This window comes from Sphingopyxis sp. NFH-91 (genome assembly GCF_021401285.1).
GTDB classification, from domain to species: Bacteria; Pseudomonadota; Alphaproteobacteria; order Sphingomonadales; family Sphingomonadaceae; genus Sphingopyxis; species Sphingopyxis terrae_A.
The window spans coordinates 1-24,586 of sequence record NZ_JACBGA010000013.1; the positions used below are offsets into that span (position 1 = coordinate 1).

The window sequence follows — 24,586 nt, forward strand, 5'->3', positions numbered from 1 at the left end:
AAAGCCGCCGCGTGATCGACCAAGAGCGTTCGCACAAGCCCCCCTTTTCCGCCCGCTGCCGAGACGTGGCCGCGAACGCTGGTGCTGTCGATCATGTGTTGCCAGTCGTCGGTTAGACCCAGATCGACCAGCGTTTGCAGCAAGGCATCCCAGACACCCTGTTCGGCCCAGCGGCGGAAGCGCACATAGACCGAGTTCCATTTGCCGTACCGCTCGTGCATGTCGCGCCAGGGGCAGCCGACCCGCAGCACGTGAAGCATTCCATTGAGGAAGAGCCGGTTATCGCCCGCGGGCCGCGCCCAACGGCCGCGCTCAGGCGGCAGCAGTGGCCCGATCAGTTCCCACTCCGCATCCGACAAATCCCCGCGACCCATGACTGCTCCTCAAAAAGCAGTCTTGAATCAGAAGGAGGCGGGCTTGGGAATCCCTTTTGTCAACACGGCCTAACCAGAGGCCTCGATGCGATGGAACTGTTACTCGACTGGATCGAACTGGTAGTAGCATTGGCGCTAGTGCTGGCAGTCGGGGTTGCCTGGCTTGCTAGACCACTATTTGACCATATTGCGGGCCAAAGAATGCAGCAAAGCAACTTCCTCGTGTTTGAGGCATACGAAGTCCATTGGCAGTACCTAAAAAGCGACATGGAAAGAGCGGGTTGGCGGTCCACCGATATTGAACCTGCGCACGGTGAAGCGAACCTGTATCGCTTTCAACAATGCAGTCCTTTCGCAGAGAAGCTCGGCGATCTCGTAAACAAGGGAATGCCCGAAACAGCGAACCGCGAAGAAGGTGCCGACCTGCTAATCAAGGTCGCCGAACACGGAATTGCATGAGATCGAACTGAAAATAGCGTTGGCGGGGACTCCCCGCCCTCAAAGCGGCCTCTCCCTCTCCTTTCCCCTTCCCTCGCTCGCACGGTCATGCTCAACGCGCCGGCATGGTTGACGATTCTCCCCTGCTTGCGCTGTCGAACGTCCGCGTCATGGCCGACGAGGCGTGCATTCTCGATCTGCCTGCGCTGACCATTCCGGCGGGCGAGAGCGCCGCGATCCTTGGCGCCAACGGGTCGGGCAAATCGACCTTGGTCAAGCTGATCGCGCGCCAGCTCTATCCCGCCTGGGGTGCCGACGTCCGCATCTTCGGGCAGGACAGCTGGAACGTCTTCGAACTGCGCAAGCTGCTCGGCATTGTGTCGTCGACGATGCAGCTCGACTTCGACGCCGAGCCGCCGCTGGAGGTGCTTGACTGCGTCGTCTCGGGCTTTTTCGCCTCGCGCGGGCTGTGGGCGCATCAAAGCTATACGCAGGCGATGGTCGATGTGTCAGTGGCGGCGCTCGGCGATGTCGGCGCGCAGCATCTGATCGGGCGCAGCATGGCGAGCCTGTCCACGGGCGAGGCCCGCCGCGTCCTCATCGCCCGCGCGCTTGCGCACCGCCCTCGCGCGCTGCTGCTCGACGAGCCGTGCGCCGGGCTCGACCCCGCGGCGCGGCATCATTTCCTCGACATGCTGCGCGGCGTCGCGCGCAGCGGGGTCGCGTTGCTGCTGATTACCCATCATATCGAGGAGATATTGCCCGAGATCGACCGCATCGTGATGCTGCGCGGCGGCCGCCTCGACCGCGACGGCGCGAAGGCCGATCTGCTGACCGGCGACAGCCTGACGCGCCTGTTCGGCCTGCCGATGACGGTGACAGAGCGGCACGGCTGGTATCAGGCCGATATCCACCCCTGACCGCCGCCGCTTTCTCCTCCTGTCCCGCTGCGGGACAGCGCACAGACGGAGCAATCTTTTATTCGCACCTCGCGGCATAAGCAGGGATCGCAGCCGCCCGGGCGAATCGGCCGATCGGGCGGGGCACCGGATTTTGACGCGCGCATGAAACCCGAACTCAACCTCGACGCCCCTGGCTATGCCGATGCCCGCGCCGCCTGGCGCGGTGCGCCGCGCGCGGCCGCTGCGGCGGCGGGTCCCGGGCGCAACTTCTGGATCGGCCTGCTCGCCGCGGTGCTTGTCGCCAGCGTAGCGCTCGCGCTGTCGAGCGGGCAGTTCCGCCCGCGCGGCTTCGGCCCCTACAGCGTGTCAGTGCCGCTGACCTTCAAACCCTATGACCCGACGCGCTGGGCGGTGATGAATTCGGACAGCTATGCCGACGCACTCAAGATCGACCCGACGCTGCCCGATCCCAGCAGCGTCGGCTATGCGGATGCGACCGCACTGCCGCCCGCCGATCCGGCGCAGCTTCGCGACGAAGCCTTCGTCGGCCCAGCGGCTAAATCCTATGTCTTTCGCGGCGTCACCGCGCTCGACCGCGAACGCGCGCATTATTGCCTGACCTCCGCCCTCTATTACGAGGCGGCCTCCGAAAGCGATGACGGGATGCGCGGCGTGGCGCAGACGATACTCAATCGCGTGCGCCACCCGAGCTTTCCGGGCACGGTGTGCGGCGTCGTCTTTCAGGGTTCCGAACGCGCCGGCGTGTGCCAGTTCACCTTCTCGTGCGACGGCGCGATGGCGCGCGCGCCGAGCCGCGACAACTGGCTGCGTGCGAGCCGCATTGCATCGGCGGCTCTGAACGGCGCCGTGTTTCCCGGCGTCGGGCTCGCCACCCATTATCACACCACCGCAATCTGGCCGCGCTGGGGCAAGAGCCTGGTGATGACCAACATCGTCGGCGCCCATATCTTCCACCGCTGGCGCGGCCGCTGGGGCATGCCCGACGCGTTCCGCGCGCCCTATCTGGGCCGCGAGCCGGTGCCTGGCCCCTATCTTCCGGTCGCGCAGCAGCTTGCGATCCTGAAGAAGGGGCCGATCCCGGGCGCCCCCCTGTTGCCCGCCGCCGCGGTCGATCCCTTGCCCGCGGGCGGCCCCGCACCGCTGCCCGGCACGCTGAGCGCGCCCGCACAGACCGCGGCACCGTCCCCTTCGGCGCCCGCGGCGCCCACGCCGCCGGCCTACAGCGATCCGCGGCTCAACCAGTCGGGTCAGATCCGCGAGGAATATCAGAAGAGCGGCGAGTGGATTCGCTAGGCGTGGCGCGCTAGCTTCTTCTGCTCACAAGGCGAAGGAGGCGTTTCCATGGGGCATGTCAAAGGCATCGGCGGCCTGTTCTTCCGCGCGCGCGATCCTGCCGCGCTCAGCGACTGGTATCGCGACCGTCTCGGCGTCGGCGGCGGATGCAGCGCCGACGACAGCGCGCCGGTCAATCAATGGGTGTGGACGGTGACCGGCGGACCGCTGGTCTTTTCGCCTTTCAAGGCCGACACCGACTATTTCCCGGCCGACCGCCAGTTCATGATCAACCTGCGCGTCGACGATCTCGACGCGGTGCTCGCGCCGTTCCGCGCCGCCGGCGAGGAGGTGATCACCAAGAAGGAGTGGGACGATCCGTCAGTCGGCCGCTTCGCGCGCGTCCACGACCCCGAAGGCAATCCGATCGAATTGTGGGAGCCGGCGCAAGCGGGCTAGATCGCCGTCCCGGCGAAAGCCGGGACGACGGAAGCCTTACCTGCCCTGGCTGCGCCAGCGCTTGACGACGCGCTCCAATATTTCGGGCTCGCCGCCGGTTTCGCGCCAAAGCTGCGAGAAGAGCGGATCGCTCGACGCGGGGCGCTTGTCTTCCTCAAGCGTGTCGAGGTGAACGCGAATCGGGATCGACACGCCCTCGCCGCAGATGATGCATTCGCGGTTGCGCAGCGCCGGGATCGAATCGATGAAGCCGCGCGCGCCCTCTGGCATCGCCGCCTTGACGAAATGCTGGTCGCGTTCGTTGTTGAGGCGCATCGAGATGATCGTGCCGCACTGTGACAGCACGCCTTCGGCAAGGTCGGACGGGCGCTGGGTGATGAGGCCCAGCGACACGCCGTATTTACGGCCTTCCTTGGCGATGCGTTCGAGGATCTTGCGCACCGCCTGCCCCTGCCCGCTATCCTTCGACGGGATGTAGCGGTGGGCTTCTTCGCAGACGAGCAGGATCGGGCGCTGCGGCTCGCCGCGCGACCAGATCGCATAGTCGAAGGTCAGGCGCGACAGCACCGCGACGACGACACCCGTGATGTCCGACGGCACCCCCGACACGTCGATGATCGAGATCGGCCGGCCGTCCGACGGCAGGCGGAAGATCTTGCCGAGGAAGTTTGCCATCGTGTCGGCGACGAGCATGCCGGAGAACATGAAATTATAGCGCGGGTCGGCGCGCATTTCCTCGATCTTGCCCTTGATGCGCATGAAGGGCGCCGACGAGGTGGCCTTGTCGAGCTTGCCCATCTCGTTCTGCAGGATGTTGAGCAGATCCGACAGCAGATAGGGGATCGGCGAATCGACCGTGATCTTGGTCATGCCCTCGGCCAGACGGTTCTTGAGCCGCGCCTGGAGCAGACATTTGGCGAGCACGTCGCAATCGCCCTGGCGGTCGCGCCCCTCGCTGGTGACGAAAACCTCGCAATGTTCCTCGAAGTTCATCAGCCAATAGGGCATCGCGAGGTTATCGACGTCGAACAACGCGCCGGTGCCCTTGAACGCCGCCGAATATTCGCCGTGCGGGTCGATCATCACGATATGGCCTTGCGGCGCCAGCTCGCAGATCTTGTGCAGGATCAGCGCGGCGCTCGTCGACTTACCCGTACCCGTCGATCCAAGCAGCGCAAAATGCTTGCCGAGCATCGCGTCGACATACAGCGAACCACGAATGTCGCGCGTCGGATAGACGGTCCCGATCTCGACATGCGCCCGCTCGTCGGCGGCGTAGATCTGCTTGAGGTCGGCGCTGGTCGCGGCATAGACTTGGCTACCCGGAATCGGATAGCGCGTCACGCCGCGGCGGAAATTATGGATGCGGCCGGTCAGCTTTTCTTCTTCGCCTTCGCCAAGGAAATCGATCGCCGCAACGATTAGCCCCTCGCCGCGCTCGTAAAGCTGCTGGTCGCGCACGCTGGCGAGCAGCCAGACATTGCCGACGCGGACCTTGACCTGCGCGCCCACCTGGCCCGCCATCGCGACCGAAGGGTCGTTGGATGTCGACAAGCCCTGCAACGCCGAAGCATCGAGCAGGATGCGCGAGGCCGAGCCGGCAATGTCGATCACTTCGCCGATCAGAAGGTCGTCGCGGTGGTGCGCCTGCACCGCCGCAATCGGCGCCGCCGTTCCGCCGCCCGCCAGCCTGACATGCTGCGCAGCCGTCGCGTCGCCGGTACCAAAACCGCCCCCATGCATATCCATATTCAGCCCCGCCATATGTTTGTCCCGCGTCGACTATCGCAGGCGAGGGTAAACAAAGCGCTTATGATAGATCAGCGGCGGCGGAAAAGCGCCGATGCGGCATAGCCGAGCAGCAGCGACAGCGCGACCGCGGCAAGGCCGTACAGGAACCCGTGCCGCTGCGCCGCGAGCGCGACGAAGCGTTCGAAGCCCGCCTTGCGGATCTGGACGTCGCGCGAGGCGACCGCCAGCACGCGTCCCTTGCTGATCAGATAGGTTTCGGCGCGGTAGGTGCCCACGGGAACGCGCGCCGGCACGGGGATTCGCGCCCGATACAACACGCCTTCGGTAATCTCGACCGCCGAAGGGTTTTCGTAGAAGAGCCCCATGCGGCGATAAAGATCGACCAGCCCCGCCTCGAACCGCTCGAGTTTCTTCGCCTCCGAAAAGCCTGTCGGCGACATCGACAGATTTTTAAGGCCAAGCTCGAAGATCGCCGCGGTGCGTTCGTCGACCAGCTTGTCGACCGGGCGCGACGACCCGATCGCGTAGAAACCGGGTGAGGTGCGCAGCCGGATGCTGCTGGCGTTGACCCACATGCCCGCGATGCGCTGCTTTTCGCGCAGCACCACCGGCCGCACCGGGCCCTTCAGAACGACGACGATATCGGCGCGGTCGTCGGGCAGGCGCTGACCGGGATAGAGAATGGCGCCGAACAGCAGCAATTCCTCGCCGGTGAAGCTGTACTGGATTTCGATCGAGCGGCTCGACACGTCGGGCACCAGGCGCGGATCGACCGCCTGCGCCGCGGCGGGCAGCAGCAACAGCAGCAGCGCTGCGATCGAGGCGCCGATCCGCGTCACTGGACGGTGTAGATTTCGTCGGGACGGATGAAGAGGCCGACCGCCATGCGCAGTGCGACGAGCAGCACGATGATCGCCAGCGCCATGCGCAGATATTCGGGGCGGACCTTTTGCGCGAAACGCGCACCGATCTGTGCGCCCGTCACGCTGCCGAGCAGCAGCAGGCCGGCAAGGACGATATCGACCGCGCCCGTCGTCATCGCATGGACCATCGTCGTCGCGATGGTGACAAACAGGATCTGGAACAGCGAGGTGCCGACGACCACCTGCGCTCCCATGCCGAGCAGGAAGATCATTGCCGGGACCATGATGAAACCGCCGCCGACGCCGAGCAACATCGTCAATATGCCGACGAGCGCCCCGAGGATTAGCGGCGCGAGTGGCGAAATATAGAGGCCCGAGCGATAGAAGCGCCAGCGCATCGGCAGGTTCGCGACCATCGGATGGTGGCGGCGCTTGCGCGCCGGCGCCGGAAGCCCGGCCTGCAGCGCGCGCAGCGCGCCCCATGCTTCGCGCGCCATCAACCCGCCGACCGATCCCAGCAGCACAACATAGAGGATGTTGATCGTCGTATCGATCTGCCCCCATGCGGTGAGCAGTTCGAACAATCCGGCGCCGATCAGCGATCCGAGCAGCCCCCCGGCGATCAGCACCGCGCCCATCCGCAAATCGACTCCGCCGCGCTCGAAATGGGCGAGTGCGCCCGAGACGCTGGCCCCCGTCACCTGCGTCGCGGCCGAAGCCGCAGCGACCGTGGGCGGGATCCCATAGAAGATCAGCAGCGGCGTCGTCAGAAAGCCGCCGCCGACGCCGAACATGCCCGACAGAAAGCCGACCCCGCCGCCCAACAGCACGATGACCAGCGCGTTGACCGACAGATTGGCGACAGGAAGGTAAAGATCCATGGGCCCCGTATGCACGTCAGCGGCGCAAAACCAGCACCGATTCCGGCGACCCTAGAGGCTTTTCAGCGCAGGTGGAACCACCTGACTAGCGGGAGAAGCGCGCAAGGGGCGAATCCCCTATGCGGCCTGTGCTGGCGGCAGACGCCGGTCCCCGGACGCCCTGTTCCAAGGCCTGAAATGGGCAACGCCGCCGCGCCCCGGGCGGCGGTGAAGATAGCAAAATCATGGCCGGCGCCCTGTACCAGACAGCCCAGCCATGCGGTCACCGCTTCCACCCGCCTGCCCCGCCCCTGTTCGTGACGTCTTGGCGTCCCATATGGTAATGGCTGATCGGCACAATCGGTTTGTAAAGCGTGACGCGGCCGTTCGAGCGCGCTACGACGTCCCCCAAATGGCCCCCAGACAAAAGAGGTGTAATTTCGTGACCCGCAGTTCGTCGCCACGCTCGGCTCTCCGCGACTTTCTTGAAAGCGAGAGCGCCGGCGGGATGTTGCTGATTTTCGCGGCCGCTTTGGCAATGATTATCGCCAATTCAGCGCTGGGCGCCGATTATCACCACGCAATCCATGCGGTGACGGGGCCGACGCTGACCGACAAGCTGGGTCCGATGACCGTTCACCTGTGGGTGAACGATGGGCTGATGGCGATCTTCTTCCTGCTCGTCGGGCTCGAGATCAAGCGCGAGTTCGTTGACGGACGCCTTGCGAGCTGGGACCGGCGGCGGCTGCCGATGATCGCCGCTGCAGCGGGCATGGCGGTTCCTGCGGTCATCTACATACTGCTTGCGGGGGGCACGGCGGGCCTTGCGCAAGGCTGGGCGATTCCCGCTGCGACCGACATCGCCTTTGCGATCGGCGTGCTCGCGCTGCTCGGCAAGCGCGCGCCGACGTCGCTCAAGCTGTTTCTGGTGACCGTCGCGATCGTCGATGACATGGGTGCGGTCGCGATCATCGCGCTTTTCTATACGGCCGAAATCAACATGCTGGCGCTCGGCGCTGCGGCGCTGCTGCTCGGCGTGATGTTCGCGGTCAACCGCGCCGGAGTGAAGCATCTCGCTGTCTATCTGCTGCTCTTTGCGCTGCTCTGGTACGCAATGCTGCTCTCGGGCGTTCATGCGACGATCGCCGGCGTCCTCGCGGCGATGGCGATCCCCTTCGAACGCACGCCGGGTGCGCCCGACAGCGAAACCTCGCCGCTTCACCGCCTCGAACATGGTCTGCACCCGTGGGTCGCCTTTGCGATCGTGCCGCTGTTCGGCTTCGCCAATGCCGGTGTCGACGTGCGCGGACTGGGGGTCGACCAGATTTTCGCCCCGCTGCCGCTCGGCATCGCAGCCGGGCTGTTCTTCGGCAAGCAGGTCGGCATTTTCGGCAGCGTCTGGCTGGCCGTAAAGCTGGGGATCGCGGGCAAGCTGCGCGGTGCGACCTGGCTGCAGATCTATGGCGTGTCGGTGCTGTGCGGGATCGGCTTCACGATGAGCCTGTTCATCGGCGGCCTTGCTTTCCCGGGCAACGCGCTGCTGATCGAGGAGGCCAAGATCGGTATCCTGATGGGATCGCTCGTCGCCGCGCTGACCGGTTTTGCCGTGCTGCGCTTCGCCCCGCTCCATCCCGACCATTCGGGGATCGAGACGAGTTCGGACGCGGAAATCGCCCGCGACGGCGATGTCAGCGACACCTCCGAAGTGCGGCCCGCGACGGCTGGCTGATGCCCCGCCGCAGCGCGCTTCTGACCCTTGCGGTCCTTGCAGGCATGACCCTGTCGGGATGCTATGCGCTCGACCCCGAGATGCGACGGGTGGTGGCGCAGCGCAAGGCGGCCGAACGCGCTGCAAAGGACGCGCCAACCGAACAGGCGCCCGCGGAGCCGGCAATGGCCGTCACCATCCTGCCGCAGACGGTGCTGCCGCCGCCGATGCCGGCGCCCGCCGGAGCAGACGCCGCGCTCGATCCCGCCGTGGCCGCGGTCGCTCGCCACACGCTCGACAGCGTCGCGCATGATTATGTCGGGCTGGTTCTCGAACTGGGTACGCATAACAAGAGCGATATCGACGCCTATTACGGACCGAAGGCGCTGATGGCGGCGGCCGTGACCGATCCGCGCAGCCTTGCGATGTTGGGCGAAGCCGCGCGCCAGCTCTCGGCATCGCTCGACGACGTTACGCCGCACCTGACCGCCGCCGCCGATCAACGGCGCTTGCGCGCGCTGAAGGCGATGCTGCTCGCTGCCGAGACGCGCAGCGAAATGTTGCAGGGCAAGCGGCTGGCCTTTGCCGACGAGGCCGAGCGGCTTTTCGGCGTGCGCCCGAAGCTCGAACCGCTGTCCGCTTATGACGCCGCGCTGGCCGCGATCGCGCAGCTCGTCCCCGGCGACGGCGAATTGGCCGATCGCGTCGATGCCTATTTCAACCGCTTCACCATTCCCGCCGCCCGGCTGAAGCCGACCTTCGACGCAGCGATCGCCCAGTGCCGCGCGCGCACCGCCGCGCAGGTGGCGATGCCCGAGGGCGAGAATTTCGACCTGCAGTTCGTCACTGGAAAGAGCTGGAGCGGCTATAATTTCTACATGGGCGGCTATCGCAGCATCATCCAGGTCAACACCGACCTGCCGATCCGCCTGTCGCGCGCGCTCGATCTCGGCTGCCACGAAGGCTATCCGGGCCACCATCTGTTCAATCTGCAAATCGAAGCGAAGCTGGTCCGCGACCGCAACTGGATCGAATATAGCGTCTATCCACTCTACAGCCCGCAAAGCTTCCTTGCCGAAGGGAGTGCCAATTACGGCATCGACCTTGCCTTTCCGGGGGACGAACGCATCGCCGTCGAGCGCGGCACGATCATGCCGCTGGCGGGCATGGAACCGCCCGCCGACGAACGCTATTGGCAGCTTCTCGATGCGATGAAAGCGCTGTCGGGCGCCCGGCTGACGATTGCCCAGCAATATCTCGACGGCGCGATCGACCGGCCGACGGCGGTGGCGCTGACGCAGAAATATGGGCTCGTGTCGCGACCGCGCGCCGAGCAGATGACAGATTTCACCGAAAAATATCGCAGTTACGTCATCAACTACGGGCTCGGCGAAGCGATGGTGCGCGACTATGTCGAACGCGGCGGGCCGTCCCGCGACATGATGTGGCGCCGCTTCCTCGGCCTTCTCGGCGAACCCACCCTACCCGCGGATCTTGCCGCGCAATGACCCCCGCGGTCGCCCTCCTCTGGCTCGGCCAGGCGGGATCGCCGCGGCGTCCGCCCGCGGGAGTGGCTCCGCGCGATTGATCCGTCGGTGCGCCAAACCCGGCGCGCCCTTTCGGTTCCATCAATCGCAAGGATTTCCCATGCACCTCGACAAACAGGATATTCACCAGCGCATCGAAGCGCCGGTCATGAAAGATTATGGCGTCTATCTGGCGGTCGACCGTCTGCTCGATTGCCAGAAGCCGCTCGCCGAGCTTTGCACCCCCGACGAATTGCAGTTCCAGATCGTCCATCAGGTCGAGGAATTGTGGATGAAGCTGATGGCCTTCACCCTCGCCGAAATCGACGGTCATATGGCGGCGGACGAGACGATGCGCGTCCTGTCGCTCTTCGACCGCGTCAACCGGATCATGCGGCTGATGACCGATCAGCTGGCGCTCTTGGAGACGATGAGTCCGTTCGACTATCAGGCGATCCGGCTTCAGCTCGGCAACGGATCGGGGCAGGAAAGCCCCGGCTTCCAGCTGCTGCTCACCCTGCCGCAGCCGCTGTGGGCGCGCTACAAATCGGCCTATCTCGATCCTGCCGGGCGCAGCGTCGCCGACGTCTATGACACCGGCTACCGGCACGACGAGGCCTATATGGTTGCCGAGGCGCTGATCGAATTCGACGAGCTGTTCCAGATCTTTCGCGCCCATCACATCTATCTCATCCACCGGTCGATCGGCATGGGATCGAAGTCGCTCAAAGGGCGTCCGGTCGAACTGCTCAATGCCGGCGCACGGCATCGCTTCTTCCCCGAACTGTGGGACATTCGCGCCGCGATGACCGACCGCTGGGGCGCCGAATATGGCGTCAAGCGCGACAGCATCAGCGGCAATGCGCCGGCCGGGCACGGCAGCGGCCTGTGAGCGGCGCACTGCTGCCGGCCGCGGTGGCCGGGCGCTTTTTCCTGCCGCCCGGCGCGGTCTATCTGAAAAGCCACAGCGTCGGTTGCCAGCCGCGCAGCGCCGAGGCGCTGCTGCGCGACCGGATGCTGACGCCGTGGCGCGAGACGGGCGAAGCCTGGCCGCACTGGCTGGAGGCGATCGACGGCTGGCGCGCCGCGCTGGCGAAGCTGATCGGCGTCGAAGCGCGCGATCTGTGCCCCGCCACCAATGTCAGCGCAGCGCTGTCTCGCTACCTTTCGGCGCTGGGCACCGCGACGACGCGGCGCACCATCCTGCTCGCGCCGAGCGCCTTTCCGACGATCGGCTATGTCGCAAGCGGGCTCGCCGCCGCGGGGTGGACGACGCGCTATCTGCCTGCCGCCGCCGATGTGCGCGATCCGGCGCAGTGGGCGTCGGCGCTGGACGACGATGTCGCGCTAGTCGTTGCCATGCACGTCAGCTCGAACAGCGGCGCGCTGACCGACATCGCCGCCGTCGCCGCGGCCGCGCACGCCGCGGGCGCACGCTGCATCGCCGATTGCGCGCAATCGGTCGGCGTTGTTCCCGTCGCGCCCGCCCTATGGGGCGTCGATGCGGTGATCGGCACGAGCGTCAAATGGCTGTGCGGCGGACCGGGCGCCGCGTGGCTGTGGGTCGCGCCGCACGACCGCACCGCGCTCGATCCGATGGAGCGCGGCTGGTGGAGCCACGACAATCCGTTCGAGATGGATATCGAAAGCTTCCGCTATGCCCCCGACGCGCGCCGCTGGTGGGGGGGCACCCCCGATGTCGCCCCCTTCGTCCTGTCGACCGCGGGCATCGAAGCCATCGCCGCGATCGGCGTCGAGCGGATCCGCGCGCATAATCGCGCGCTCCAGACGATCCTCCGCGCCGCGCTTGAACCCTCGACCCCGCAGTGGTGCTGGCCCAAAGGCGACATCGGCGGGACGCTGTGCATCGACACCGGCACCGACCAGCCGCGCGTCGCCGCTGCGCTCACCGCGAATGCAATCAGCGCCGACTTCCGCGGCACCACCGTCCGGCTGTCGTTTCACGCTTATAATGGTGCCGACGACGCCGAAGCGGCCGTTCGCGCGCTCGTCTGAGGATCGCCCCTAGAGCGCCGGTCGCCGGCCGAACCAGGGCTGTGCTTCTTCGAGCTGCGCCGCGAGCTGGAGCAGCAGCGCCTCTTCGCCGAAACGACCGACGAACTGCGTTCCCATCGGCAGTCCCTCGGGCGTCCACCACAGGGGGACGTTGATCGCGGGCTGCCCCGTCGCATTCTGGATCGCGGTGAAGGGAACATAGTCGGTCATCGCGCCAAAACCGGCGGCTACGTCTTCGCTGTCGAGCGGAAAACTGCCGTTGCGCGGCGGCGGGGCCCCGAGCGTCGGGGTCAGCCAGACGTCATGGTCGGCGTGCCACGCCGCGACCGCGCGCGCCATCTGCTGCAGCTGGAAGATCGCGCCCCACAGCTGCGGCGCGCTGATCGCCTTGCCCATCGCGTAAAGGCCGCGCGTCAGCCCCTCCAGATTGTCGGGACCGGGGGTCTGCCCGGTCATCATCGCGATGCCGTCGATCTGCATCGCCGCGCCGCTCGACCAGATCGCCATGAAGGCCGGGACCATCGCATCATTGTCGACCGGGGGCGATGCTTCCTCGACATGATGACCCAGGCTCTCGCACAATTTTGCCGCATGTTCGGCCGCGGCGACCGCCTGAGGATCGAGCGCCCGACCACCCGGAGCAGCGCGCGCAAACGCAATGCGCAGTTTGGGGCATGGCGCCTCGGCGGCCCGGCGCCAGCTCGGCGGAGCGGGCGGCGCCGCATAGGGATCGCCGGGCTCGGCGCCCGCGGTAACATCGAGCATCGCCGCGGTGTCGCGCACGCTGCGGCTGACGATATGTTCGGCGGCGAGGCCGCCCATGACGTCGCCGAGCAGCGGCCCCAAGGGGTTGCGCCCGCGCGTCGGCTTCAGCCCGACCAGGCCGTTGCAGCTTGCAGGGATGCGGATCGATCCGCCGCCGTCGTTGGCGTGCGCGACGGGCACCATGCCGCTCGCCACCGCCGCGCCCGATCCGCCCGACGAGCCGCCGGTCGAATGCGCCGGGTTCCAGGGGTTGCAGGCGGGCCCGTACAGCTTGCTCTCGGTCGTCGCGACGACGCCGAATTCGGGCACATTGGTCTTGCCGATCGGGATCAGTCCGCCCGCCAGGAAGCGCTGCACCAACGTCGCGGTAAAGGGCATCGGAACGGGCGGCGAGATGCGCGATCCGTTGCGCGTCGGCCACCCGGCGAGATCGCCCAATATGTCCTTGAGCAGGAAGGGAACGCCCCGGAACGGCCCGTCGGGAAGCGGTGCCTTCGCGCGCGCCCGGGCGCCATCATAATCGGTGAAGATCACCGCGTTCAGGCGGGGGTTGAGCGCCTCGATCCGTTCGATCGCGCTATCGACCAGCTCGAGCGGCGATACCGCGCCCTTTGCGACGAGGTCGGCAAGGCCGAGCGCGTCGTAGCTTTCATATTCGGCAAATCCCACAGGCCGGTCCTTTTTCGTATCAGATGTCGACGACGATCTTGCCGAAATGCTTGTTCGCCGCCTGATGGCGGAACGCATCGGCAAGGCCTTCGAGGGGGAAATGATCGCTGATCACCGGCCGGATCGCATTCGCCTCGATCCCGGCGATCATGTCGAGCTGCTGCTGGCGGCTCCCCACGGTCAATCCCTGAACGCGCAGATTTTTCGCCATCAGCAGCGCGGTCTGCACCGGCCCGGCAAAGCCAGCGAGCACGCCGATCAGCGCGACATGGCCGCCGACGCGCGTCGCGATCATCGACTGGTCGAGCGTACCGGCACCCCCGATCTCGACAACGCAATCGACCCCGCGCCCGCCGGTCAGTTCCATCGCTTTCGCGCCCCAGGCGGGAACCGCCTTGTAATTGATCAGCTCGTCGGCACCGAGATCCTTGAGCCTTGCGAGCTTGTCGTCGGACGAGCTGGTCGCGATCACCCGCGCGCCTGCGGCCCTGGCGAACTGCAGCGCAAAGATCGACACCCCGCCCGATCCCTGCACCAGCACGGTCGAACCCGGCCGGATCGCGTCATCAACGAACAGTGCGCGCCAGGCGGTCAGCCCGGCGCAGGTCAGCGTAGCGGCCTCCGCTGCCGAATAGCCCGCCGGGACGCGCGTGAACCAATGATCGGGCGTCACGACGACCTCGCGGGCATAGCCGTCGATGCCGTCGCCCGGCACCCGCGTGAAAGCACTCGTCGGCGGCGCGCCGTCGATCCAGTCGGGAAAGAAGATCGAGACGACCGGATCGCCCACCGCGAACTGCGTCACCCCCTCGCCCACCGCTTCCACCACGCCGGCACCGTCGGACATCGGGATACGCCCGTCGGCAGCGGGGATCATGCCCGCCACCACCGCATAGTCGTGGAAGTTGAGCGACGACGCCGCCAGCCGCACCCGGATCTCCCCCGGCCCCGGTTGCCCGGGATCGGCGAGATCGGCGAGCGTCAGATTGTCGAGCGAAGCGGGAGCGCGAAGCCGGACGGCCCGCATCATTCCGCCGCCATCGCGAGCTCGACGCGCTGCGGACCGCGGATCACGCCGCCCGGATAAACGCCCTGCGCTTCGCCTCCCCTGAAGGTGATGACGCCCGACTTGACCGTCGCGACATAGCCGTCGGCCCTTTGCAGCAGACGCTTGCCGCCCGCGGGCAGATCGAAAGCGAGCCAAGGCTTGCCGAGCTTGATCGCTTCCATATCGATGACATTGAGATCGGCGAGATAGCCCGGTGCCACCAGTCCGCGGTCTTCGAGCCCATAGAGCAGCGCCGTGTCGCGGCACTGGCGCTTGATCGCGCGTTCCAGCGGCACGCGCCCGCCGCGCTTGCGATCGCGCACCCAATGCTGAAGCATGAAGGTGGGCGATGCGGCGTCGCAGATCGTACCGCAATGCGCGCCGCCGTCCGACAGGCTGTTCACCGTATCATCGCTGTCCTGCAGCGCCTCGAGGAAGTCGAGATTGCCGTCGGCATAGTTGAGGATCGGCAGATAGGCGAAACCGGTCGCACCGTCGCGGCACAGCAGATCATAGGCATATTCGGCCGGATCGACACCCGCCGCCGCGGCGCGCGCCGCGATGCTGGCATCGGCGCCGGGTTCATAGTCGAAATCATCGTCCATCTCGAACTGCATCGTCCAGCCGCCGGCAACGACCATCAACAGCCCCATGATGTCCTGCGGCGCTTCGCTGAAGTCATTGTCTTCGGAAAGGAGCTGCGCCTTGAACGCGGGGTCGAGCAGCTTCGCCTTTTGCTCCTCCCACGACAGGCCTTCGATGGCGCGCCATGACGGGCGGAAGCGGAAGGGATGGACGGTGCCGCGCCACGCCATGATGATGCCGTTGCCGCGCAGCGCGATCTGCGCGACGATATTGGCGCCCTTCGCATTTTCGGCGCGCATCGTTTCGATCTGTTCGTCGAGCGGCAATTCCTTGGCGATCGACTGGAGCGCCGCAAAGGTCACGGGCAGGCCGGTTTCGCGGCTCAGCTTGCCCATCCAGTCGAACTCGTTCCATTCGCGGTTGAGGTCGCTCGCCATTTCGAACACGCCGTAACCGACGCGGCCCATCGCACGGCCGATCTCGATCAGTTCCTCGGCGGTCGCGGTCGTGCCGGGGACGACTTCACCGTCGACCGATTTGTGGATGACGGTGCGGCTCGTCGAAAAGCCGAGCGCACCGGCGCGCACCCCCTCTTCGACGATGCGCGACATTTCGGCGATGTCCTCGGCCGTCGGCACCGCGCCCGGCTGTTCGCGGTCGCCCAGCACATAGGCGCGCACCGCGCCGTGCGGGACATGACAGGCGACATCAATGGTGCGCGGCAGCTTTTCGAGCGCATCCATATATTCGGGGAAGGTTTCCCACTCCCAGCTCATCCCTTCTGCAAGCGCGGTACCGGGAATATCCTCGACACCTTCCATCAGGCCGATCAGCCAGTCGTGGCGGTCGGGCCGGGCGGGCGCAAAGCCGACGCCGCAATTGCCCATGACGACGGTGGTGACGCCGTGCCAGCTCGACGGCGCCATTTCCTGGTCCCACGTCGCCTGACCGTCATAATGAGTGTGAACATCGACGAAGCCGGGTGTGACGATCTTGCCGCGCGCGTCAATTTCCTCGCGCCCTGCGCCGAGGTCGGTGCCGACCGCAACGATGCGGTCGCCCTCGACCGCCACATCGGCCACCATCGACGGACCGCCCGTGCCATCGACGACGGTGCCGCCGCGAATCACCAGATCGTACATCTCGCTCTCCCGTTATTTGGTTTCAGTGCGAAACCTATCATCAATTCAGGACAGTGCAAATAAGCGCGCACGGTGTGCGGCGAACGGCTATAGCCGTGCGACAAACCAACGGGAGTCGATGCCATGATCCGTCCCTTTACCCTTGTCGCCGCCGCCGCGGCGCTTGCTCTTGCCGCAGCTGCCGTTCCGGCCATCGCCGCCGACGCGCCCGCCGCCGATTATGCTGCAGCGCTTGCCGATCCGGCACGCCCGGCCGCCGACCGCGACCGCGACGCCGCCCGCAAGCCCGCCGAATTGCTCGCCTTCGCCGGCATCGAACCGGGCCAGAGCGTCGGGGATTATGTGATGGGCGGCGGCTATCTGACGCGCATCCTGTCCGGAGCCGTCGGCGCCGCGGGGCATGTCTATGCTTTTCAGCCCGCCGAGTTCATCGCCTTTCGCAAGCAATATGGCGACGACCAGAGTGCGGTCGCGGCGGCCTATGCCAATGTCGATGCGGTCGGGGGCGCCTTCGCCGCTCCGGCTTTTCCGGTGCCGCTCGACGCGATCGTGACGGTGCAGAATTTTCACGATCTCTATTTGAAGCCCTTCCCCGAAGGGACGGGCGACAAGGCCAGCGCCGCACTCTTCGCCGCGCTCAAGCCCGGCGGCACGCTGGTGGTGGTCGATCACAGCGCGGCGGACGGCAGCGGCACGACGCTGTCGGACAGCCTGCACCGCATCGACAAGGCCGCGGTCGTCGCGGCGCTGACCAAGGCGGGCTTTATGCTTGAGGCCGAGAGCGACCTTTACAAGCGCCCCGAAGACCCGCGCACCGCCAATGTCTTCGACCCTGCCATTCGCGGCAAGACCGATCAGTTCACGCTGCGCTTTCGCAAGCCGGAATAGATGGATAGAGCGCCCCGATGAGTAGCAACGACGACGACTATGTATATGACGAGGCGAGCGGCGAATGGCTGCCCGCCAGCGAAGCGCGCGAGCGGGCGGCGGCGGCCAATGCGCTTCCGCAAGCGAAGGACGCGGTCGGCAATGTGCTGAGCGACGGCGACTCGGTCGTCCTCATCAAGGATCTGCCGGTGAAGGGCGCGGGCCAGACGCTGAAGGTCGGCACCGTCATCAAGTCGATCCGGCTGACCGCCGATCCCGACGAGATCGACTGCCGCTACGAAGGGATCAGGGGCCTGGTGCTGCGAACGGAGTTCGTGCGGAAGCGGTGAAGCCCGCTCAGCCTCCCGATTGGCGACCTCAAATCTTCCCCAGCGTCTCCCTGCGCGGGCCGAGATAGCCAAACAGATAGGCCGCGACCTTGCGCATCTGAATCTCCTCGGCCCCTTCGGTGATCCGGTAGCGGCGGTGGTGGCGATAGATATGCTCGAACGGCTTGTGGCGCGAATAGCCGATGCCGCCATGCACCTGCATCGCGCGATCGGCCGCCTGACAGACGAGGCGGTTCGCCCAGTAATTGCACATGCTCACCTTGTCGGAGAGGCTGCGCTCGACCTCCTTGTGCGGCATATTGTCCATTTCCCATGCCGTCTTGCGGATGAGGAGGCGCAGCATTTCGGCCTGCGTCGCCAGCTCGACGAGCGGAAACTGGATCGCCTGATTCTTCGCCAGCGCCTCGCCAAAAGGCTTGCGCTCGCGCGCATAGCGCACGCTTTCCTCGATGCAGTAAACCGCCGCGCCGAGCGATGAGGCCGCCTGACGGATGCGGTTCTGGTGGACGAAACTCTGCGCGATCGACAGGCCGCCGTCGACCGGGCCGAGCCGCGCGCTGTCCGGCACCCATACGTCGGTAAAGCTGACACGCGGGTGATCGGTGGGCATGTTGAAGGTCCAAAGATATTCCTCGATCACGAGGCCCGGCGACGGGTTGGGGACGAGCAGGCAGGTGATCCCCCTGGCATCGCCGTCATTGCCGCTGGTGCGGCAGAAGGTCGCGCAGTGGGTCGCGACATGCATCCCCGTCGTCCACATCTTCTCGCCGTTGATCAGCCAGCCTTCAACCCCGTCGCGGGTTTCGCGTACCGCGCGCGTTTCCATATGCGTCGCGTCGCTGCCGTGATCGGGTTCGGTGAGGCCAAAGGCGGTGCGCCGCTTGCCTTCGAAGCCGCCGAGGATGAATTCCTGCTTCTGCTCGTCGCTGGTGCCGAATTGTTCGAACATCTCGACGAAGGGGAAATTGCCGACGATGCTGTGTTCGTTCTGCAGATCATTGTGGAGACCGAGACCCTTGGCGGCAAAATGCTCGCGGATCACCGCCATCCACAGGTTCGATCCGTCCTTGCCGCCATATTTCTTCGGCGCCGAAAAGCGCCAGTGGCCCGCGGCATCGGCTTTGCGGGTCGCCTGCTTCAGCAGCTCTTCCCACTCGTGGCGCGGCAATCCCTGATTGTCCCAGTCGGTGCGCGCATGTTCGCGGCGATGGTCGAAGAAGCGGATATTGTCGTCCGCATCCTCAAGCGGCTTGATCTCCGCCGCGATGAAGGCGTCGAGTTCGTCGAGATAGGCCTGCAAATCGGCCGGAACCGCAAAATCCATCGTTTCTCTCCCCTTGTCTCTATCCGTTCCAGGCGGCCCGCGCCGCGGCGAGCGCCGCATATTTGGGACTGTCGACCGCGCATTTGTCGAGCACGGCGCGGCGCAGGCGCGCGAGCAGGCCGGGTTCGGCAAGCGTCACCCGCCCGGCCAGTATGTCCCCGGCCAGCGCCTTGTCCTCGGCACGGATGCCCGCGCCAAGATCGCGCATCACGATGCCAAGCGCGTTCATCGCGACCGCGACCTGAAATTTGCCGTGCCCCTCGGCCTGGGGCTTGATCGCCTCCCCCAGCCAATCGCGCACCGCCTGCACCATTTCCTGCGTCGTCGGTTCGCCGACCGGCGCCGCCGCGGCGGCGGGCGAAGGCGGCAGCGGCGCCCCGCGCTCGGCCGCAGGCGCCCCATCTTCGAGCAGCCGGATGATGTCGAGTTCCTGTTCGGCAGTGCGCCGCCCCACGACCACGCGTTCGACCGTCGTATCGGCGCCGCTCCGCCACGCCTGCCCCATCTGCAAACAGCCGAGCGCCCACCACAGGGTGCGATAGACGAGCCAATATTTGAAGCGGTCGCGGTCGACCGGGCGCCCACCCGCGGCCTCATAGGCGGCAAAATAATCGTCGAGGCTGCCGACCCCGAACGCCGGCTTGTCGAGCATGCCGAAGCGCCACACGGTCATGCAGCCGAAGGCCAGATCCTCATGCGCGTCGCCGAGATGCGCGAGTTCCCAGTCGAGCACAGCGGCAAGACCATCCGCGTCGACCATGACATTGCCCATGCGATAGTCGCCATGGACGAGCACCGGGTCGGCGGGTTCGGGCAGATGATCCTCGCACCATTTGACCGCGAGCGCGATCGCCGGCCGGTCGCCGCCATAGGAAAGGAAGCGCGCCTTGAGCTCCGCGAGCGCTGCGGCGGTATCCATCACCGGAATTTCGGCCGGAATCGCGGCGCGAGGTAGCGCGTGGATCAACGCCAGTTCGCGCCCCAGGTCGGCGACGAGCGACGGCGGCGGCGCGGCCAATATCTTCGCCGGGCTGACTTCGGCGATGACGCGCCGCATGACATAGCCCGTCCCCATGCCGTCGGCATCGGACAGCACCCCGATCACCTCGGGCGCCTTGACCCCGCCAGCGTGCGCCGCGCGGACCAGCGCAGCCTCGACCGGATGGCCATAAGGCCGCCCTTCCATATATTCGGCCGAGGGCGCACGGCGCAGCACATAGGCGCCGCCGCCCCAGTCGAACGCCCAGCTTTCCATATTGGCGCCGCCCGAAAGGCGGGTCAGGTTCGACAGGTCGCCGGCACCGGCAACGCGCATCATGAAGGGTGGCAGCAAGGTCGACAGATCGGACATTACTTCCCCTTGCTAAGTATTTTCGGGCTCCGCAAGCCCGTAATCGTGACAGGTGGGCGCGGCGGCGCGTCAGATGTTCGCGCGCCCCCGCTGGATCACCGCCATCCGCCGCGCCTCGACCTCTTCGGCGCGAACGGCGCGGTTCGCCGCCGACGACCGCGCATGTTCAAGCGCCATCGCATCACCGAAGGGCAGCGCATAGCCATCGTCGATCAGCCGCTTGTAGCTTCGCACCATCGCCGGATCGGCGCTGGCGATATCGCGCGCGAGCGCCTGCGCCGCGGGGACCAGCTCTTCTGGGGTAACGACGCGATTGACGAGGCCCCAGTCGCGCGCCGCCTCGGCGCCCAGGAAATTGCCGGTCAGCGACAATTCCTTGGCGCGGCCGATACCGATCAGCCGCGACAATTTCTGCGACAGGCCCCAGCCGGGCATGACGCCGACGCGCGCATGTGTGTCGGCGAAGCGCGCTGCCGTCGATGCGATCAATATGTCGCAGGCGAGCGCAAGCTCGAACCCGCCGGTGATCGCGACGCCGTTGATCGCGCCGATCACCGGCTGCGGGCAGAGCTCGATCGCCTTGACCGGATTGTCGTCGGCGTCGGTGGCATTGGCCGCGCCCAGATTGCTGGTGTCGGCCCCCAGTTCCTTGAGGTCGAGCCCGGCGGTGAAGGCGCGCTCGCCCGCCCCCGTCAGCACGATCGCGCGCACGCTGTCGTCGGCGGCAAGCTGCCGCATCACCGCCGCAAGCTCGGCGCGCAGCGCCCGCGAGAGCGCATTCATCGCCTCGGGGCGGTTCAGGGTCACCGTGGCGACGGCATCCTGGCATTCGAGGCGGATCAGCGACATGAGGAAGCCCCTTTACAATCCCACATGGAAATTGACGCTGTTGAGCCAATAGGATGCCATCGGCTTGCCTTCGGCGTCGAGCGCGGGAAGGAATTCGGCACGGCGCATGATCGATTTGCAAACCGCGTCGTCGAATTCTTTGGCGCGCGTCGTTTGCTGGATGTGACATGCGGTGGGGTTTCCGGACGCATCGACATCGAGCCGGAACTGCACCAGCGCGCGCTGCCCCTGCCAAAGCATCTCCTTGGGATATTCATCCGACCGGATCCATTGGCGAGGATCGCTCTTCGGGGTGACCGGACGCGTCATCGTTGCATGCCGCGCGACGTCAACGCCCCAATGGTCGAGCAGTTCGTCGGTGCATTTGCTCAGCGCCGCAAAGGCGTTGCCCATCGAACCCGTCTCCAGGACGAAGTTCCGACCGGCTGGGACGCCCACTTCAATCCATGTGACCGCGGCTTCTTCGGCAGGCGTAACCGTCGACCAGCGGAAGCTGAAATCGCCCGCGTCGTGCGCGGCGTCATGAGCTGCGCTTTCGGCTTCGCTGCGCGGTGCAATTCTCACTTCGCTGCGCAGCACGAGGGCCAGGGTCTTGCCATCGCCCTTGCCCGGGTAGAATCCGATCGCCTGCTCCGCCTGGTTCGGGCCGAAGCGAATTTTCGCATCGCCGTCCATCCGGCTCGTACGCGCCGGTTTGCCGAAAAAGCTCATCCGCATCCCGTCGCCGGGTTCGAAGCGGTCCATGACCAGCATCACCTTGTCGTCGCCCTCGCCGAACTGGCGCGCCAGGCGGCAACTGTCGTCCGCATAATTCAGAAGCCACTTCGAACTGGGCTGAAGATGCATCGGCTCTTTCGGCTTGGCGCCTGCGTTTGGAGCCGTCAGCAGCGAAAGCATCGCGACGGCGACGACGGACGAACTGCGGTAAGTCACTCTCTCCATGGCCGGAATGTCGGCGAAGAAGCTGGCCAAGGCAAGTCTTTCAGAGCGCACCCCACGACTGATAATCGTCGACATGCGCGTTGGCACGGCGGAAGCTGGTAAAGCTCATGCTCGCCGACAGGTCGAGCGCCTCGACCTGATGCCACCAACCGACGGGCAGGAAGATCGCCTCGCCCGGCCCGATCACGCATTCGAGAACCGGCGGCGTTTCGGCGGTGCCATCGCCCGCCGGCAGCGCTTCGTTGCCCCGGTCGGAAAAGCAATGGCGGCTGTTGCGCATCCGCGCAAAGGCCCAGGGCGGCGCCATGCGGACTCGCTTGCGGCCCATGACCTGTACGAGCAGATTGTTCGTCAGATCATGGTGCCAGGGCGTCAGCGTCCCTTTGGGACCGAGCCAGAAAAAGCCGTCGCGGACCTCGCGCGGCTCCAGGAGGTCGATCGGCGCCAGATCGTCCCACAGCGCCGCGAGCGCCGCCGCGTTGGTGCCGCTGTTATAGGCGGTGAGATAAATATCGTTGCTTGCCTCGTGCCCCCCGCAGCCAGTCGATCAGCTCGCCGAACCGCAGCATCCGCCGATGGGCGTCCTTGGCGAGTTCATAATCGGGGTCGCCGTCGCGCCCCACCTGCGCCTCGACCGCCGCTCCGCCTGCGACCGCCGCAAAATGATCGAGCGACCAGCGCGACAGGGCGGGCCAATGATCGACGAGGCCGGTCAGTTTCACCGGACGGTTCGCATCATAATAGCCGCGATAGAAGTCTCGAGTGGCGATGCGGTCGGCGGTATCGAGCACGAAGCCGCCTTCGCTCTCGCGCGCAAGCCGCGCCTGATTGGCGAACAGCCATTGCTGCTTGGCGCTGCGCGACGCCTGCCGCCGCAACGCAAGCGCCATCGGGTCTTTGGCCAGCCGCTCGACCTCATATTTCGCCGAAGCCGCCGACACGCCCGCGGCGATCAGCCGCGCATGCAGCGCCGCATCATCGTCGCCCGCGGCCAGCCCGTCGGCGAGGATAAGGCGCTTGTCGGGATGGGGCATCGAACGACTCCAAAGGGGGCAGCGCCCACCCTATGATCGCGAATGCGTCGGTATCAAGACGCCGGGTTTACCGGCGCGCCGCCGCAGGCTCTTCCCCGGTCGCGCCGTCCGCCGGCTCCTTCGGCGGTTCGGCGGGGGTGAAGCTGCCGTTTTCGATCAGCCATTGCGGGTAGCGGCCCTGGATGTCGGCCATGATGCGGTCGATCGCCGCGGCGACCTGTTCGCCTTCGCCCTCGCGGTCGCGCTGGACGACGACGCGGCGCGCCTGCGCATCGACCAGCACCCGCGCGCGCGGGATGAGTTCGCCAATGGTCAGCCCGGCGATGATCCCCATGCTGTCGGCGTCACGCTGTTCGAGCGTGGCGAGCCGCTGGTTCAGCCGCTCCTCGAACTGCACCGCGGCGTTGGTCTGCTGCTTGAGCTGGACGAGGTTGACGCTGACATCGCGGTCGAGATCGCCGCGCACCTTGGTGGCGAGTTGATCGTTGAGCTGCGCCGAATATTGATCGACGAGGACGACGCCGTCGACCGCCACCTCCTCGCCCTCGGTGCGCACATTCAGGCTGTCGATGCGATCGCCGTCACCGAGGAGGCGATTGAGTTCGGACTGGACCGCCGAGCGTGCGCGGATCTCGCGCGCGATATTGTTGAGCGACAGCGCCAGCGGGATCGACAGCACGCCCAGCGTGACGATGATTCCGGTTATCTGCATCGCTGTATGCTGCGGGGTCAGCGAGGGGCCGAATTTGTTGACCCGTGCGACGATCGTCGCAGCAAAGGCGATGGCAAGCGTGTTGGTCAGGAAGAGCAGCGCCGAACCGAGCGCGAAGTCGGGGCGGCCGGTGGCCAGGCCAAAACCGATCGTCGACAGCGGCGGAACCAGCGCCGTCGCGATCGCGACGCCGACCATGACGCCCGACAGCTTGCGCAGGATCGCATAGACGCCGGCAATGCCGCCCACGACCGCTACACCGAGGTCGAGCAGCGTCGGCTGCGTCCGCGCGCGCAGCTCGGGGGTAACGTCCTTGATCGGCGACAGCCAGATGATCAGCATCGCGACGAGCACCGCGACCGCCATCCCCGCCGCCATGGTGACGAGCGAACGCTTGATGAGATTGGATTCGAGCGTCGCGAGGCCAAAGCCGACGCCCATGATCGGGCCGAGCAGCGGCGATACCAGCATCGCGCCGATCACCACCGCCGCAGATCCTTGAAGCAGGCCGAGCGTGGCGATCGCCGCCGACAGCGTGATCAGCAACAGGAATTTCTGGTTGAGCCGCGCGTCGCGCGCGACACTGGCCAAAATCAGCGCGCGGCCGTGAACGGCTTCCTCGTCGTCGCCCGCGCGGTCATCATCGTCGATTTCGCGTCCCGGCCCCGGCCGCGCGGACCGGCGACCGCCGGCGTTGAACGGCGCGTCGCCCAGTCCGGGCACTCCGGGATGATTGCCGGCCATATGGTCGGGCGGG

23 protein-coding genes and 1 pseudogene are annotated in these 24,586 nt (G+C 66.3%); 10 read left to right on the plus strand and 14 right to left on the minus strand.

What is annotated here, in order from left to right; genetic code table 11:
* Positions 1–374, minus strand: a pseudogene (locus L0963_RS18210) (IS5 family transposase); the annotation flags it as partial.
* A 90-nt stretch (positions 375–464) separates the two neighbouring features.
* Between L0963_RS18210 and L0963_RS18215 the strand changes: the two are divergent.
* The 4 genes from L0963_RS18215 to L0963_RS18230 all read left to right on the plus strand — a co-directional run bounded on the left by L0963_RS18215 (position 465) and on the right by L0963_RS18230 (position 3,466).
* Positions 465–833: a hypothetical protein gene (locus L0963_RS18215; protein ID WP_234181059.1), complete on the plus strand. Its 369-nt coding sequence runs from the start codon at positions 465–467 to the stop codon at positions 831–833.
* 104 nt (positions 834–937) lie between these two features.
* Positions 938–1,732 carry an ABC transporter ATP-binding protein gene (locus tag L0963_RS18220; RefSeq protein ID WP_234181061.1) on the plus strand — a complete coding sequence of 265 codons (795 nt, stop codon included), beginning with the start codon at positions 938–940 and terminating at the stop codon, positions 1,730–1,732.
* 144 nt (positions 1,733–1,876) lie between these two features.
* Positions 1,877–3,028, plus strand: coding sequence for a cell wall hydrolase (locus L0963_RS18225; RefSeq protein WP_062900996.1), 1,152 nt, complete (start codon positions 1,877–1,879; stop codon positions 3,026–3,028).
* Positions 3,029–3,076: 48 nt separating this feature from the next.
* Positions 3,077–3,466: a VOC family protein gene (locus L0963_RS18230; RefSeq protein ID WP_003042741.1), complete on the plus strand. Its 390-nt coding sequence runs from the start codon at positions 3,077–3,079 to the stop codon at positions 3,464–3,466.
* 36 nt (positions 3,467–3,502) lie between these two features.
* Here the strand turns inward: L0963_RS18230 and L0963_RS18235 are convergent, their stop codons facing one another.
* The 3 genes from L0963_RS18235 to L0963_RS18245 all read right to left on the minus strand — a co-directional run bounded on the left by L0963_RS18235 (position 3,503) and on the right by L0963_RS18245 (position 6,962).
* On the minus strand, positions 3,503–5,215 hold the full coding sequence (locus tag L0963_RS18235) for an ATP-binding protein (protein WP_186401633.1): 1,713 nt from the start codon (positions 5,213–5,215) through the stop codon (positions 3,503–3,505).
* 71 nt (positions 5,216–5,286) lie between these two features.
* Positions 5,287–6,057 carry a TIGR02186 family protein gene (locus L0963_RS18240; protein ID WP_003042747.1) on the minus strand — a complete coding sequence of 257 codons (771 nt, stop codon included), beginning with the start codon at positions 6,055–6,057 and terminating at the stop codon, positions 5,287–5,289.
* Positions 6,054–6,962: a sulfite exporter TauE/SafE family protein gene (locus tag L0963_RS18245; protein WP_003042748.1), complete on the minus strand. Its 909-nt coding sequence runs from the start codon at positions 6,960–6,962 to the stop codon at positions 6,054–6,056. Before L0963_RS18245 ends, L0963_RS18240 begins: the two co-directional genes overlap by 4 nt.
* Positions 6,963–7,383: 421 nt before the next feature.
* Between L0963_RS18245 and nhaA the strand changes: the two genes are divergently transcribed.
* The 4 genes from nhaA to L0963_RS18265 all read left to right on the plus strand — a co-directional run bounded on the left by nhaA (position 7,384) and on the right by L0963_RS18265 (position 12,191).
* The gene (gene nhaA / locus L0963_RS18250; protein ID WP_186401133.1) at positions 7,384–8,670 is read left to right on the plus strand and encodes a Na+/H+ antiporter NhaA; all 1,287 of its coding nucleotides are present in this window, start codon (positions 7,384–7,386) and stop codon (positions 8,668–8,670) included.
* Complete coding sequence (locus L0963_RS18255) at positions 8,670–10,157, plus strand: hypothetical protein (protein ID WP_217373146.1); 1,488 nt, start codon at positions 8,670–8,672, stop codon at positions 10,155–10,157. The genes nhaA and L0963_RS18255 overlap by 1 nt, the downstream gene beginning before the upstream one ends.
* Positions 10,158–10,296: 139 nt before the next feature.
* Positions 10,297–11,067 carry a tryptophan 2,3-dioxygenase family protein gene (locus tag L0963_RS18260; RefSeq protein WP_234181063.1) on the plus strand — a complete coding sequence of 257 codons (771 nt, stop codon included), beginning with the start codon at positions 10,297–10,299 and terminating at the stop codon, positions 11,065–11,067.
* Positions 11,064–12,191, plus strand: coding sequence for an aminotransferase class V-fold PLP-dependent enzyme (locus tag L0963_RS18265; protein WP_234181065.1), 1,128 nt, complete (start codon positions 11,064–11,066; stop codon positions 12,189–12,191). The genes L0963_RS18260 and L0963_RS18265 overlap by 4 nt, the downstream gene beginning before the upstream one ends.
* 9 nt (positions 12,192–12,200) lie before the next feature.
* Here L0963_RS18265 and L0963_RS18270 read toward each other — a convergent pair whose 3' ends face one another.
* The 3 genes from L0963_RS18270 to L0963_RS18280 are packed head-to-tail and all read right to left on the minus strand — an operon-like array spanning position 12,201 to position 16,400.
* Positions 12,201–13,625: an amidase gene (locus tag L0963_RS18270; protein ID WP_234181067.1), complete on the minus strand. Its 1,425-nt coding sequence runs from the start codon at positions 13,623–13,625 to the stop codon at positions 12,201–12,203.
* Positions 13,626–13,644: 19 nt separating this feature from the next.
* A complete protein-coding gene (locus L0963_RS18275; protein ID WP_234181105.1) occupies positions 13,645–14,652 on the minus strand; it encodes a zinc-dependent alcohol dehydrogenase family protein in 1,008 nt (335 codons plus the stop codon).
* The gene (locus tag L0963_RS18280; protein ID WP_234181069.1) at positions 14,652–16,400 is read right to left on the minus strand and encodes an N-acyl-D-amino-acid deacylase family protein; all 1,749 of its coding nucleotides are present in this window, start codon (positions 16,398–16,400) and stop codon (positions 14,652–14,654) included. The genes L0963_RS18275 and L0963_RS18280 overlap by 1 nt, the downstream gene beginning before the upstream one ends.
* Positions 16,401–16,523: 123 nt before the next feature.
* Here L0963_RS18280 and L0963_RS18285 point away from each other — a divergent pair, with 123 nt between their 5' ends.
* Both L0963_RS18285 and L0963_RS18290 read left to right on the plus strand, forming a co-directional pair.
* Complete coding sequence (locus L0963_RS18285; protein WP_062901002.1) at positions 16,524–17,288, plus strand: class I SAM-dependent methyltransferase; 765 nt, start codon at positions 16,524–16,526, stop codon at positions 17,286–17,288.
* A gap of 17 nt (positions 17,289–17,305) precedes the next feature.
* Positions 17,306–17,617 carry an alkylphosphonate utilization protein gene (locus L0963_RS18290; protein ID WP_234181071.1) on the plus strand — a complete coding sequence of 104 codons (312 nt, stop codon included), beginning with the start codon at positions 17,306–17,308 and terminating at the stop codon, positions 17,615–17,617.
* A gap of 28 nt (positions 17,618–17,645) precedes the next feature.
* Here the strand turns inward: L0963_RS18290 and L0963_RS18295 are convergent, their stop codons facing one another.
* From L0963_RS18295 to L0963_RS18325, 7 genes are all read right to left on the minus strand, one after another.
* A complete protein-coding gene (locus L0963_RS18295; RefSeq protein WP_062901004.1) occupies positions 17,646–18,941 on the minus strand; it encodes an acyl-CoA dehydrogenase family protein in 1,296 nt (431 codons plus the stop codon).
* A 19-nt stretch (positions 18,942–18,960) separates the two neighbouring features.
* Positions 18,961–20,292 (minus strand): phosphotransferase family protein, encoded by a 1,332-nt coding sequence (locus tag L0963_RS18300; protein ID WP_186401141.1) that lies wholly within the window; start codon positions 20,290–20,292, stop codon positions 18,961–18,963.
* Between the two features lie 69 nt (positions 20,293–20,361).
* Entirely contained in the window at positions 20,362–21,141 is a 780-nt protein-coding gene (locus L0963_RS18305) for an enoyl-CoA hydratase (RefSeq protein ID WP_234181073.1), read from the minus strand.
* A 12-nt stretch (positions 21,142–21,153) separates the two neighbouring features.
* Positions 21,154–22,083 (minus strand): energy transducer TonB, encoded by a 930-nt coding sequence (locus L0963_RS18310; protein ID WP_234181075.1) that lies wholly within the window; start codon positions 22,081–22,083, stop codon positions 21,154–21,156.
* A gap of 40 nt (positions 22,084–22,123) precedes the next feature.
* Positions 22,124–22,594 (minus strand): cupin-like domain-containing protein, encoded by a 471-nt coding sequence (locus tag L0963_RS18315; protein WP_326490204.1) that lies wholly within the window; start codon positions 22,592–22,594, stop codon positions 22,124–22,126.
* A complete protein-coding gene (locus L0963_RS18320; RefSeq protein WP_234181077.1) occupies positions 22,575–23,117 on the minus strand; it encodes a cupin-like domain-containing protein in 543 nt (180 codons plus the stop codon). The genes L0963_RS18315 and L0963_RS18320 overlap by 20 nt, the downstream gene beginning before the upstream one ends.
* 67 nt (positions 23,118–23,184) lie before the next feature.
* Positions 23,185–24,573: a DUF389 domain-containing protein gene (locus L0963_RS18325; protein WP_186401145.1), complete on the minus strand. Its 1,389-nt coding sequence runs from the start codon at positions 24,571–24,573 to the stop codon at positions 23,185–23,187.
* Between the last annotated feature and the right edge of the window lie 13 nt (positions 24,574–24,586).

Bases quoted from the DNA above. Each gene is read 5' to 3' on its own strand.
- L0963_RS18215 (WP_234181059.1), top strand. From the start codon at position 465: ATGGAACTGTTACTCGACTGGATCGAACTGGTAGTAGCATTGGCGCTA.
- L0963_RS18220 (WP_234181061.1), top strand. From the start codon at position 938: ATGGTTGACGATTCTCCCCTGCTTGCGCTGTCGAACGTCCGCGTCATG.
- L0963_RS18225 (WP_062900996.1), top strand. From the start codon at position 1,877: ATGAAACCCGAACTCAACCTCGACGCCCCTGGCTATGCCGATGCCCGC.
- L0963_RS18230 (WP_003042741.1), top strand. From the start codon at position 3,077: ATGGGGCATGTCAAAGGCATCGGCGGCCTGTTCTTCCGCGCGCGCGAT.
- L0963_RS18235 (WP_186401633.1), bottom strand. From the start codon at position 5,215: ATGGATATGCATGGGGGCGGTTTTGGTACCGGCGACGCGACGGCTGCG.
- L0963_RS18245 (WP_003042748.1), bottom strand. From the start codon at position 6,962: ATGGATCTTTACCTTCCTGTCGCCAATCTGTCGGTCAACGCGCTGGTC.
- L0963_RS18255 (WP_217373146.1), top strand. From the start codon at position 8,670: ATGCCCCGCCGCAGCGCGCTTCTGACCCTTGCGGTCCTTGCAGGCATG.
- L0963_RS18260 (WP_234181063.1), top strand. From the start codon at position 10,297: ATGCACCTCGACAAACAGGATATTCACCAGCGCATCGAAGCGCCGGTC.
- L0963_RS18275 (WP_234181105.1), bottom strand. From the start codon at position 14,652: ATGCGGGCCGTCCGGCTTCGCGCTCCCGCTTCGCTCGACAATCTGACG.
- L0963_RS18280 (WP_234181069.1), bottom strand. From the start codon at position 16,400: ATGTACGATCTGGTGATTCGCGGCGGCACCGTCGTCGATGGCACGGGC.
- L0963_RS18285 (WP_062901002.1), top strand. From the start codon at position 16,524: ATGATCCGTCCCTTTACCCTTGTCGCCGCCGCCGCGGCGCTTGCTCTT.
- L0963_RS18290 (WP_234181071.1), top strand. From the start codon at position 17,306: ATGAGTAGCAACGACGACGACTATGTATATGACGAGGCGAGCGGCGAA.
- L0963_RS18295 (WP_062901004.1), bottom strand. From the start codon at position 18,941: ATGGATTTTGCGGTTCCGGCCGATTTGCAGGCCTATCTCGACGAACTC.
- L0963_RS18300 (WP_186401141.1), bottom strand. From the start codon at position 20,292: ATGTCCGATCTGTCGACCTTGCTGCCACCCTTCATGATGCGCGTTGCC.
- L0963_RS18305 (WP_234181073.1), bottom strand. From the start codon at position 21,141: ATGTCGCTGATCCGCCTCGAATGCCAGGATGCCGTCGCCACGGTGACC.
- L0963_RS18310 (WP_234181075.1), bottom strand. From the start codon at position 22,083: ATGGAGAGAGTGACTTACCGCAGTTCGTCCGTCGTCGCCGTCGCGATG.
- L0963_RS18320 (WP_234181077.1), bottom strand. From the start codon at position 23,117: ATGCCCCATCCCGACAAGCGCCTTATCCTCGCCGACGGGCTGGCCGCG.
- L0963_RS18325 (WP_186401145.1), bottom strand. From the start codon at position 24,573: ATGGCCGGCAATCATCCCGGAGTGCCCGGACTGGGCGACGCGCCGTTC.